The sequence below is a fragment of the Parendozoicomonas sp. Alg238-R29 genome, from assembly GCF_947331445.1.
GTDB lineage: Bacteria > Pseudomonadota > Gammaproteobacteria > Pseudomonadales > Endozoicomonadaceae > Sansalvadorimonas.
In genome coordinates this window covers 19,075-29,858 of the sequence record NZ_CAMZOG010000059.1, presented here as the reverse complement: position 1 = coordinate 29,858, position 10,784 = coordinate 19,075, and the positions used below count along the sequence as shown (strand labels likewise).

At 47.0% G+C, this 10,784-nt stretch carries 9 protein-coding genes and 1 pseudogene; 4 read left to right on the top strand and 6 right to left on the bottom strand.

What is annotated here, in order from left to right:
• From QMA35_RS14575 to QMA35_RS14550, 6 genes and pseudogenes are all read right to left on the bottom strand, one after another.
• The coding region (locus tag QMA35_RS14575; RefSeq protein ID WP_281647886.1) for a hypothetical protein at positions 1–314 on the bottom strand (314 nt) is incomplete at its 3' end.
• A gap of 219 nt (positions 315–533) precedes the next feature.
• A complete protein-coding gene (locus QMA35_RS14570) occupies positions 534–1,406 on the bottom strand; it encodes an RnfABCDGE type electron transport complex subunit B (RefSeq protein WP_281647885.1) in 873 nt (290 codons plus the stop codon).
• 563 nt (positions 1,407–1,969) lie between these two features.
• On the bottom strand, positions 1,970–2,488 hold the full coding sequence (locus QMA35_RS14565; RefSeq protein WP_281647884.1) for an ABC-type transport auxiliary lipoprotein family protein: 519 nt from the start codon (positions 2,486–2,488) through the stop codon (positions 1,970–1,972).
• 4 nt (positions 2,489–2,492) lie between these two features.
• Positions 2,493–4,124 (bottom strand): intermembrane transport protein PqiB, encoded by a 1,632-nt coding sequence (gene pqiB / locus QMA35_RS14560; RefSeq protein WP_281647883.1) that lies wholly within the window; start codon positions 4,122–4,124, stop codon positions 2,493–2,495.
• Positions 4,121–5,248: a paraquat-inducible protein A gene (locus QMA35_RS14555; protein WP_281647882.1), complete on the bottom strand. Its 1,128-nt coding sequence runs from the start codon at positions 5,246–5,248 to the stop codon at positions 4,121–4,123. Before QMA35_RS14555 ends, pqiB begins: the two co-directional genes overlap by 4 nt.
• A 48-nt stretch (positions 5,249–5,296) precedes the next feature.
• A pseudogene (locus QMA35_RS14550) lies at positions 5,297–5,482 on the bottom strand (hypothetical protein); the annotation flags it as partial.
• Between the two features lie 445 nt (positions 5,483–5,927).
• Between QMA35_RS14550 and QMA35_RS14545 the strand changes: the two are divergent.
• The 4 genes from QMA35_RS14545 (at position 5,928) to QMA35_RS14530 (ending at position 10,644) form a co-directional block, all read left to right on the top strand.
• Positions 5,928–6,803, top strand: coding sequence for a phytanoyl-CoA dioxygenase family protein (locus QMA35_RS14545; RefSeq protein ID WP_281647881.1), 876 nt, complete (start codon positions 5,928–5,930; stop codon positions 6,801–6,803).
• Between the two features lie 71 nt (positions 6,804–6,874).
• Positions 6,875–9,697 carry an excinuclease ABC subunit UvrA gene (gene uvrA / locus QMA35_RS14540; protein WP_281647880.1) on the top strand — a complete coding sequence of 941 codons (2,823 nt, stop codon included), beginning with the start codon at positions 6,875–6,877 and terminating at the stop codon, positions 9,695–9,697.
• Positions 9,698–9,772: 75 nt separating this feature from the next.
• A complete protein-coding gene (locus tag QMA35_RS14535) occupies positions 9,773–10,126 on the top strand; it encodes a hypothetical protein (RefSeq protein WP_281647879.1) in 354 nt (117 codons plus the stop codon).
• 92 nt (positions 10,127–10,218) lie between these two features.
• The gene (locus QMA35_RS14530) at positions 10,219–10,644 is read left to right on the top strand and encodes a methyltransferase domain-containing protein (RefSeq protein WP_281647878.1); all 426 of its coding nucleotides are present in this window, start codon (positions 10,219–10,221) and stop codon (positions 10,642–10,644) included.
• Positions 10,645–10,784: the final 140 nt, after the last annotated feature.

Genomic DNA, 10,784 nt, shown 5'->3' with positions numbered 1-10,784 from the left:
ATGCCCTGGGCGGAAGAGAAGTTAGTGGCACGCAGACCACTCATGGCCATACCTGCAGTTACAGCAGCAGCGGCGTGTTCGGATTCAGGCTCTACAAAAATCAGTGGACGACCACCAACATTTACGTGGCCCTTGGCGGATTCCATCGCCCAGTATTCACCCATCTGGGTAGATGGGGTAATTGGGTATGCGCCAGCAGCATCAGAGGCTTCCCGCTCACACATGATAACGGCAGTGTTGCCGTCCATTGCCATGCGGGTTCCGGGGTATTTTACTGTTTTACCAGTCGTTTTGTGGTCAGGTTCTTTAGTCACGGTGTCTACCCAAGTTAACTGGCCGTATCAAATACCGCCATCTAAGGAGTAATCACGAAATCAAACAAACACTTACTAAACCACCATCGAAGGGGGAGAGGCTTTAAACAACGACTCAAAAATCGTCACTATTAAATGTCTGTTTCATCACCAGGCTGTTTTCTTCGGGGGATAGAATAAAAACAGTCAATCAAACTTCACGAAATTGTCAGCAAACAGTCAGGCTGCCCTTAAGGGATCTTTACGGATCACTTTCCTGGCGGCATCGCCTTTAACAACCTTGCCATTTTCCATCCATACAATTGCACCTGTTGGGCAACGCTGAATAGCATCACGGCTTGCTTTGTTATTTTGTGAGTAATCAATCGTGGCAAGATTGTTAGTCATAGCAATCAAACCACTTGCTACATCAGCAACACAGCGGGTGCAGGCGTTACAGGCCACATCACAATCTTCTTCTGCCTTTTCCCCATGCTCCAGATTCTTGCAAGCCACCCACAATTTGTGGCTGACAGGATGAATGGAGAAAAGGAAACGTGGGCAGGCGTCTACGCAATCGCCACAGGCTGTGCACTTTTCTTCGTCGACTACGGGCAGCCCATTGGCATCCATAGAGATCGCATCAAAATTACACACATGGGAGCAATCTCCCAATCCCAGACAACCCCAGCTACAGCCCTTGCCACCACCGGCAACAAGGTCGGCGGCACGGCAACTGTCCAATCCTTTGTAGCGTGCACGCTGCCAGGCCACGTGATTACCGCCGGCACAGGCCAGACGGGGCAAACGTTTTTCCTGTGCGCTCATGGCTACGCCAAGATTGTCGGCGATCAGCTGATTCATATCATCACTGTTCGCAGTGCACTGGGAGGGTTGAAAATCACCAGTTACCAAACCTTCAGCAAAAGCATGGCAGCCAGGCTGACCGCAAGCACCACAGTTGGCCTTGGGCAGCATGTTTTCAACTTCTTCTATGCGGGGGTCTTCATAGACATAAAGACGTTTGTTCGCCAATACCAGCAGTATCGCCAAGACTCCACCGAGAGCGGCCATAAACGCTGTAGCACTGGTTATCGTTAGGCTGGCATCCAAGGTACTTTCTCCTCCCAGAAGCCATCTGAGAATGTCAGGAATATCGGATTCAGTTGAAAATCAAAATCACAATCAAAATCAAAAGCTATCGGTTAACTTCCGATAATCCGGTGCTTAATGATTGGCCTTGTTTGATTTTGCTCAACGATTATTGATTAGTTTTTTTATTGTTGAATTGACGCAAGTCACTAACACGACCTGAGGTGTTAACTACGTATACGTGTAGTTAATAAATTTAACCCTCTAAGATAAAAAAAGATCGAATTAGGCATGTTTTTATTAATTTATTTTTAAAATATGACTAGTTGATTTTTAAACAAATTACTATCATCAACTTTTGTTGATGATAGTAATTAACAAACAAGAATCAATATCATTAATTTATCATTTTAATAATTTACAATTGATCTATGTATCTTGATTCACAAACAACCAAACCCAATCAGGGCTACCTTGAAAAACATTTACGTTTATATCTTCTTAACTGGAATAGTAGAAATAGACTTTCATCGTGAATAAGCCAGCAAGAAGTAACAACCTCTGGTTTCTTGCTGGCAAGACACCTACAGTTTTTCTGCAATATCCTCAGCTAATAGCTTCACAAGACTCGGTACACTCCCAACCATATCCGCATAGTTTGAAGTGCCAGAACTATTCACAAAGTTAAAGGGATATCGATTCTTCTGCCCCAATAGATCAACGGTAAATTCTCCAGTCATCTGAACCTGCCCATCAGGCCTAAAATTCAGGCGACGAACAAACACACTCACATTGGCGGTTTTCTCTTTGCGTGCAGGCAGGATCTGTTCGAGCTGTTGCTTTAGTGCGGCAGTTAGAGCTGTGTCGAGAGGTTCTGCCCAAAGATAGTTGTCACTGAACTGAATCCGGTGGTCTCCCGCTGAGATAGCAAGCTGAGGTTGCTGAAGATAAGAAGAAACTTTGACATCAACCTTCTCCAAATCCCCCCGCGCCTGTTGCACAGAAATGGTAGGTTGATCCAGCAACAGATAGATAGGGGCCTGTGTCTGGGAAACACAGCCAGTCAGAATACATAAAGCGATAGCCCATGATTTCTTAAACATTTTATTACTCCCCAACCGGCTCAGGGTCTTGCCCTGGAGTCCTGCCAAAAATCAATGTGTTGGGTTGCTGGTTTACCTGTTTGACCAAAGGCTGCAACTGCCAGATCAGAGTTTTCAACTGGCCCAGGGAATCTCTCAGTGCGCCATAAACTTCGCCATCTGCAGAATACCCTTCCAGCATTTTGCGGGCTGCATCCATCGTGTCGTTTATATTGTCAGGAACTTGCCTGGTACTACTGGCCCCAAGAAGTTCTTCTGCCCGTGCAAGGGTGTTTTGCAGTTCATTCAGGGTTTTCTCAAGCGGTAAGGAATTCAACTTAACCAGAAGATTACTGACCTGGTCGCCAATCTGAGCAAGCCCTGTTTTCTCTGCAGGGATAACAGGGTAGCCCTGATACTCCTTGATTTTCATAGAAGTTTTAGAAGCATCAGCCCGGAAATCCATATCAACATACAGGCTTCCTGTCAGCAGGTTGCCGGACTTCAAAGAAGCACGTAATCCCTTTTCAACTGCAAGCTGCATATCTGCTACCAGTTCTTTTCCAGACGGTTTCTTCCGACTGCTGTTAAAGCGTTCAGGTTGGATAGTAATAACAACAGGAATTGCCCAACTATCATCACCAATTACATCATCCATCAAGTCATAAGCAATACGTTCAACAACACCAATCTGAATGCCCCGATAGTCAACAGCAGCACCTGGCAGCAAACCTCTAACCGGTTCATCAAAGAGCAGGACAAAATCATACCCGCCAGCATACTCACGCTCATTAATGCTGGAGAAGTCTGCGTACAGTCGATACAGATGATTATTCTGAACAGCCTTGCCAGAAGGAGTACCTTCAGGTGTAGTGAAAGCGATACCACCACTAATAAGGGATTCAAGGCTTCCAGTTCTTAGCTGAATACCACTGGCCCCAGCCTTCAAATCAAAGCCACTGGTGTTCCAAAAGCGCGTCTGATCTGTAACCAAGTCACTGTATGGAGCATGAATAAACAACTGATAGCGGATTTTCCTGATTTTCAAATCGAAGCTTATATCTTCTAACTGACCAACCCGAAAACCACTGTAAAGAACGGGGTCGCCAACTCCCAGTGAACCGGCTTCCTGACTGTAAAGAGTAACTCGTAAGCCTTCGGCATTAAGATCAGAAACCGGAGGGGTTTCATCACCAATAAACACACCTTTAGTCAGCTTTTCTTTCCCCGGGCTCATTTCTATATAAGTTCCGGACAACAATGTGCTCAACCCTGAAACACCACCTGCAGACACCCTGGGACGTACAATCCAGAACCGGCTGTCGTCACGCATCAGGTCTTTGCTTTCCGCGGTCATTTGCACAGTAGCTTTCACACCATTCAGCTCTTTATTGAGCTGGACTGCGGTTACCTGGCCAACAACAACACTGCGGTATTTCACCTGAGTCTTGCCAGCCTCAATACCATCGGCGGTTTCAAAACTTATAGTCACCTGCGGGCCAAGACTGGAGTAGTAACTCCACAGCATCCAGCCACCAATCAACAGTGCGACCAGTGGAAGAATCCACAGAACAGAAACTCTGCGCCCGGTCTCAATCCGTGCTTCTGCAATAGCATTCCCAGAATCAGAGGTGGTGTCACCTTCACTTTGTTTCAAGCTGTTTTCCTTTGACTGTCAGCCCAGATGAGACGAGGATCAAAACACTCGGCCGCCAGCATGGTGAGCACAACAACAGCAAGAAATGCGTACACAGCAGGACCCGCGTAAAACGCAACAATATTGTTGAACTGAACAAGAGACACCAGCATGGCAACCACAAAAACATCAATCATCGACCAGCGCCCGAAAAACTCGGTTAAACGATAGATAGTGGTTCGCTCTCGCTGTCGTCCTTCCATCCCGAACTGCACACTGGAAAACAGATAAGTCAGGGCGAGAATCTTGGCAACTGGAACAAAAATGCTGGCAATAAAAATAACGCTGGCGACCGGGTAAGAACCCATTCCCCAGAGTACAATCACCCCATCCAGAATCGTTCCGGGATAAGTCTGCCCAACACTTGTGGTAATGGTGACAGGGAGAATATTGGCAGGTATAAAACAGATAACAGCCGTGAATAACAGAGCCCAGCAGCGTTGAAGCATGGCTTTGGGGTTACTGTATTCTTCACTATAACCTTCAGACTCCTGATCCTGCCACTCTTCCAGTTGATGATGGTCAAGAGTGGATAACGCACCTACCAGGCAGATACAGAAACAACTGTAAGCAATAAACGACAATCCCGGGTAAACACTGGCCATAGAAGAAAGTTTTACCAGTGAAACCAGCACACCGATAAGAAACACATCTGCCATATTCCAATTAGTAAACCATTCCAGTACATGACCAACCCAGGCACTGTGGGAAGGAGCTTTGTACATCCAGCGGAACAACAGCAGAAAGTAAACAATAAGCAGCAGAAGTACTGCGGGCAGAACCAGAACCATCAGCCCGATAACCAGAGCCAGAAACTCATAACCCTGCCCCCAGACAGTTTCTAATCCGGAAAACAAGGTCATATTCTGGCTACGACCTGCAATTTCCAAAGAAAGGAAAGGAAACACTGCAGAAAGAAACAACATCACCAAACCTGCCAGAGCAAAGCCAAGCCCTCGTTCAGAGAAACCCGGTCGATAACTGATAAGTACTCCATCACATTGAGAACAGAGCGCACGATACCGGCCAGCAACAGGATTAACCTGTTGCTCAAGCCCGCATTCATGACAGGTCTTGAAATACATAATCTGAATTACCCCAGATTCAATGCCACATCAACCTGACGGCTCTGTTCACATTAACTGTGGGTTAAATGCCTCCTGATCTAAACTTTCTTCTGAGAAGATATGTGTCTTTACAAATCGTTTCCAGCCCAGATAGCGCGATAAATATTTCATTGCCACGCCTTTGAAAAGACCATTGATCCAACGTTTGAGGTGACTGTGATAGGCGTTCACATGCTGGATATGAAAAATACCATCAAGAACATGCTGCCCTGATGACGTCACAGGTTCTTTCAATGGAAAGCCAAGCTTGGCGGCAGCCGACTCGTGAGCGAATCAGGATGTCGTAATCTGGCTAACGGCGTGCCTGTGAACGCGTTACAGGTGCGAGAACATGAACGACACCAGCGGCCTTCGCGCAGCCCCCAGAGCTTGTAGCTTTCACTGCCAGACAGAGCATCACGCAGAATATTCTTCTGCTGTGCAGTTAACGTCGAAATGGAATGTATAAATTGTTTGAAGGCTTGATATTGCACAACAACCTCTCCAAAGGTAGGAGGTTTTGGCAGTGTAGTTCAAACAACCGTTATAGGTAACTTAGCCTATTGTTGGGGTGTGTTCACAATTAAATATGCGACTCTGTGCGATATTTAATCGTGAACACTCCCTAATACGTTGCCCAAACAAAAGAAATAATAATATGAGCTTTATCTCTAATATCACCGACTACACCTCAAAAGAGTGGGCCAGCAAGTATCAGTCTACTGCTGGTAAACATGACAAGATCGATCCACAACTTATTCGCTTTCTCCTCGAAGAGCTGGATCAAAACGGCTATATCATTCTTAAAAACGTACTGCCCGAAGGCACGGTCAGCCATATACGTTCAGAATTGTTGGAGTTATTCAGCGATCACTGCGGACGCAACCCATTTGAAGGATTAAAAACCCAAAGGCTTTATTCCGTACTGAATAAAACCCATTGCTGCGATCCGCTGGTTGAGCACCCCATTATTCTGGAACTGCTTGATCGACTGTTTCTCCCCAATTACCTTCTATCGCAATTGCAGGCCATCAATATCCTGTCCGGTGAAAGCCCGCAGGCTCTTCATGCTGATGATGGTTTCTATCTGGTACCTCGGCCACGCCAACCGCTGGGAGCCGCCACCATCTGGGCCATTGATGATTTTACTGAAGAGAATGGCGCCACCATAGTGATTCCCGGTAGTCATAAGTGGGGAAATAAAGCCCCAACAGCAAAGGAAAAAGAACAACAGATACCCGTTGTTATGCCAGCCGGGTCAGTCGTCTTTTTTCTGGGAACACTTTGGCATGGTGGCGGAGAGAACAAATCACCGAATGCGCGGCTTGCAATAACAGCCCAGTATTGTGAACCCTGGTGCCGCCAGCAGGAAAACTTCTCTTTATCGGTTCCCAAAAAACGAGTCCGAGATTGCAGCGAGAACATTCGCCGCATGTTGGGTTACAGCATTTTTGGCCCGTTTATGGGCATGGTGAACGGCATGCACCCAAAACGACTGTTAGAAATTGAAGAAGACCAAGAGAAATTACGTTAGATAAATACTTACCGAATGCTTCGCAGGCGCGCCTGCTTTATAATCGTCCGGTTCTCAGTGGGAGTTATTTTGTGGATTCCATCACCGTACGTGGCGCGCGCACTCATAATCTCAAGAATATAGATATTGACCTGCCTCGCGACAAACTGATTGTTATCACTGGTTTGTCCGGTTCCGGTAAGTCATCTTTGGCCTTCGACACTTTATACGCTGAAGGTCAGCGCCGTTATGTAGAATCCCTCTCGGCCTACGCCAGACAGTTCCTCTCAATGATGGAAAAGCCAGATGTTGACCATATTGAAGGGCTCTCTCCTGCAATATCGATAGAGCAGAAGTCCACCAGCCATAACCCTCGCTCCACAGTGGGAACCATTACCGAAATTTACGACTACCTGCGCCTTTTGTTTGCCCGTGTCGGTACACCATGTTGCCCTAAACACAGCCACACCCTGGAAGCTCAGACTGTCAGCCAGATGGTTGACCAGGTTCTCGCGCTGCCAGAAGGTTCGAAACTGATGGTGCTGGCCCCAGTGGTTCGCGCACGAAAAGGTGAACATGTTCATGTATTCAGTGAACTGAAAAGCCAAGGGTTTATCCGTGCCCGCATTAACGGCATTGTGACGGATCTCGACAGCGTTCCCGCTCTGGAAAAAAACAAGAAACACACCATTGAAGTGATTGTGGACCGCATTAAGGTTCGTGATAACTTGCAACTTCGCTTGGCCGAATCTTTTGAAACCGCTCTTGGATTAGCAGATGGCCTGGCTGTCGTTAGCTTTATGGATGGCGAAGCGGAAGATATTGTTTTCTCTGCTCGTTTTGCCTGCCCGGAATGTGGTTACAGCATCAATGAACTTGAACCACGGTTGTTCTCTTTTAACAACCCCGCTGGTGCCTGCCCTAGTTGTGATGGTTTGGGAGTAAAACAATTCTTTGACCCAGACCGAATTATCCATAACCCAGAACTCACCTTGGCAGAAGGGGCGATCCGGGGTTGGGATCGCCGCAGTGTTTACTACTTCCATATGCTCAAGTCGCTGGCCCAGCACTGTGAATTTTCTATCGACACACCGTTTGAAGAACTGTCGGGTGAGCATCAGCAGATTATTCTACATGGCTCCGGTGATGAGCTGATCGATTTCAGCTACATCAATGACCGGGGAGATATCTACAAAAAACGCCATCGTTTTGAAGGCATCATCCCGAACTTTGAGCGCCGTTATAAAGACACCGAATCCCAGTCTGTACGGGAAGACTTGAGCAAATACGTTGCCACGCAATCCTGCCCAAAATGTAAGGGCACACGTTTGAGAGAAGAAGCGCGCAATGTTTTTATAGAAGAAACCACTCTTCCGGAAATCACTTGCCTGCCCGTAGAAAACGCTCTTAAACACTTTAGTGCGCTGAACCTTTCCGGGCAGAAAGGAGAAATCGCCTCCAAAATTCTTAAAGAAATTCAAGATCGCCTGACTTTCCTGAACAATGTTGGCTTGAACTACCTCACTCTCGACCGCAGTGCCGATACGCTCTCAGGCGGTGAAGCCCAGCGTATTCGTTTGGCCAGCCAGATTGGTGCTGGCCTTGTGGGTGTTATGTATATTCTCGACGAACCTTCTATCGGGTTGCACCAAAGAGATAATGATCGACTTTTACAAACCCTGATACGTCTGCGTGATTTGGGAAACACAGTCATTGTTGTAGAACATGATGAGGATGCGATTCGCACTGCAGATTATGTTCTGGATATTGGCCCCGGCGCGGGTGTTCACGGTGGGCAGGTTATTGCCAGCGGAACACCTGAAGAAGTCATGACCAATGAAAATTCCATTACCGGCCAATATCTGTCTGGCGCACGTCGGATAGACATTCCAGAACAACGTATCCCTGTAGATAAAAAGCGCCAGCTCACACTATCTGGCTGTACCGGCAATAACCTCAAAAATGTCACGCTAAAAGTACCTCTTGGTCTGCTGACCTGTGTTACAGGTGTATCTGGTTCTGGTAAATCTACATTGGTGAACGGTACTCTTTACCCGATTCTGGGAGAGAAACTCAATGGTGCCACCACACTGAAATCAGCGCCCTGGAAAAACCTCGACGGCCTTGAGCATATTGATAAATGTATCGATATTGACCAAAGCCCGATTGGCCGGACTCCACGTTCCAACCCGGCAACCTACACCGGTATTTTCACGCCAATTCGTGAGTTGTTTGCCGGCACTCAAGAAGCCCGCTCCCGCGGTTACAAACCCGGCCGATTCAGTTTTAACGTGAAGGGTGGACGCTGCGAAGCCTGTCAGGGTGATGGTGTTATCAAAGTTGAAATGCACTTCCTCCCGGATATTTATGTGCCCTGTGATGTCTGCAAAGGCAAGCGCTATAACCGTGAAACTCTGGAAGTGAAATACAAAGGCAAGGGCATTGATGAAGTGCTGGAAATGACCGTTGAAGAAGCCCTGCCCTTCTTCGATGCCATTCCTGCTTTGAGACGCAAACTGGAAACCCTGATGGATGTTGGTTTGTCTTATATTCATCTCGGCCAGAACGCGACAACCCTGTCTGGCGGCGAAGCCCAGCGGGTAAAACTCGCCAAAGAGCTTTCCAAGCGGGATACCGGCAAAACTTTCTACATTCTTGATGAGCCAACCACTGGCCTTCACTTTGAAGATATTCAGCTGCTGCTCAAAGTCCTTCATCGCCTGCGTGATCATGGCAACACTGTACTGGTGATCGAACACAATCTGGATGTGATCAAAACCGCAGACTGGGTTGTGGATTTAGGGCCAGAAGGTGGTAACGGTGGAGGCCAGATTATTGCTACGGGAACCCCTGAAGAGGTAGCTGAAATGGAGGTTTCCCATACTGGCCAGTTCCTGAAACCCATGCTGGCATGATCCCGTCTATTCTTGCAGGGAGAAATGGATGCCCCCTGCAAGAATCAACAATGAAAACCCAAACTTATTTCTACAGTGCTGCTAGCTACTGCAGCTGGTGGGAGTCATTATTCCGAGCCTGGAGCTACTTCTGAGGCAGAGAGAGAAAACAGCCAGCCTTCCTACTTCCCTGAAGATCATCAGTTTCCCCCTTCAACCAGCCACCCTCTCGCGAGCTTTGATACTCAAACATTAAAGGCTCAGGTAACTACCGCGTTTGAAAATCTACCTAAAATAGAGAACGACAGTTGCTGTGTATCTGCAGAAGAGCCTCAGGCAATTGCAGCTCTTAAGCAGCATGCTCCAGTCATAAACCTTATAGTGCAAACTCTTGCTACTCACTTTGCCTATGAAATGCAGGATGGCTTTTCCGCCAGTAGTTATCCCTGAAGAGCCATATTGATAAAGCCAAAGCACCAAAACTGATAGATCAGCTCTATTCAAAAGCCCGAGAAAACCATGCTCATGCAACATTGGGAAAAATGGGGTTTACCGTCGCTATCAAAGACAAGGACTTACAACACCCTTTTTATCAGGAGCTTTTTTCACTCAAAAATCAAACAATTCTGGATGTTGGAGCCGGGTTGGGGGAGATCTGCTTGCAGCTTCTCGGGAAGGGCAACACGCTGATCTGTAACGAGCCGGAAACTACGCAGCTGTTGTCAATATTTGATCGAGCTATACACGATTTACGCGACACATCCGGCTTACTCCTGAACAATGAACTGTTTCCATCAGGTTTCGGAGATTTTGCCCATAATTCTCTGGACGCAATTATTGTTCACCGTGTATTCACTGTTATGACATCAAATACTGTTCTGAACTTTTTAAGGGAAGCCCACCAGCCCCTAAAGCCAGGTCATGGAACCATTCAGGTCGAAACGAAAAGAAAAACCAAACATGTATGAGGCGATATAACAACACGTAAACCCACCCACCACTCATACGGCAGTACCGGATTGTGAGCAGATACAAGTATTCGTAAAATATCACAAAAATCTATACACCCAGCCTTAATACCTCAGACAACAGACGTTGATCCACGGGG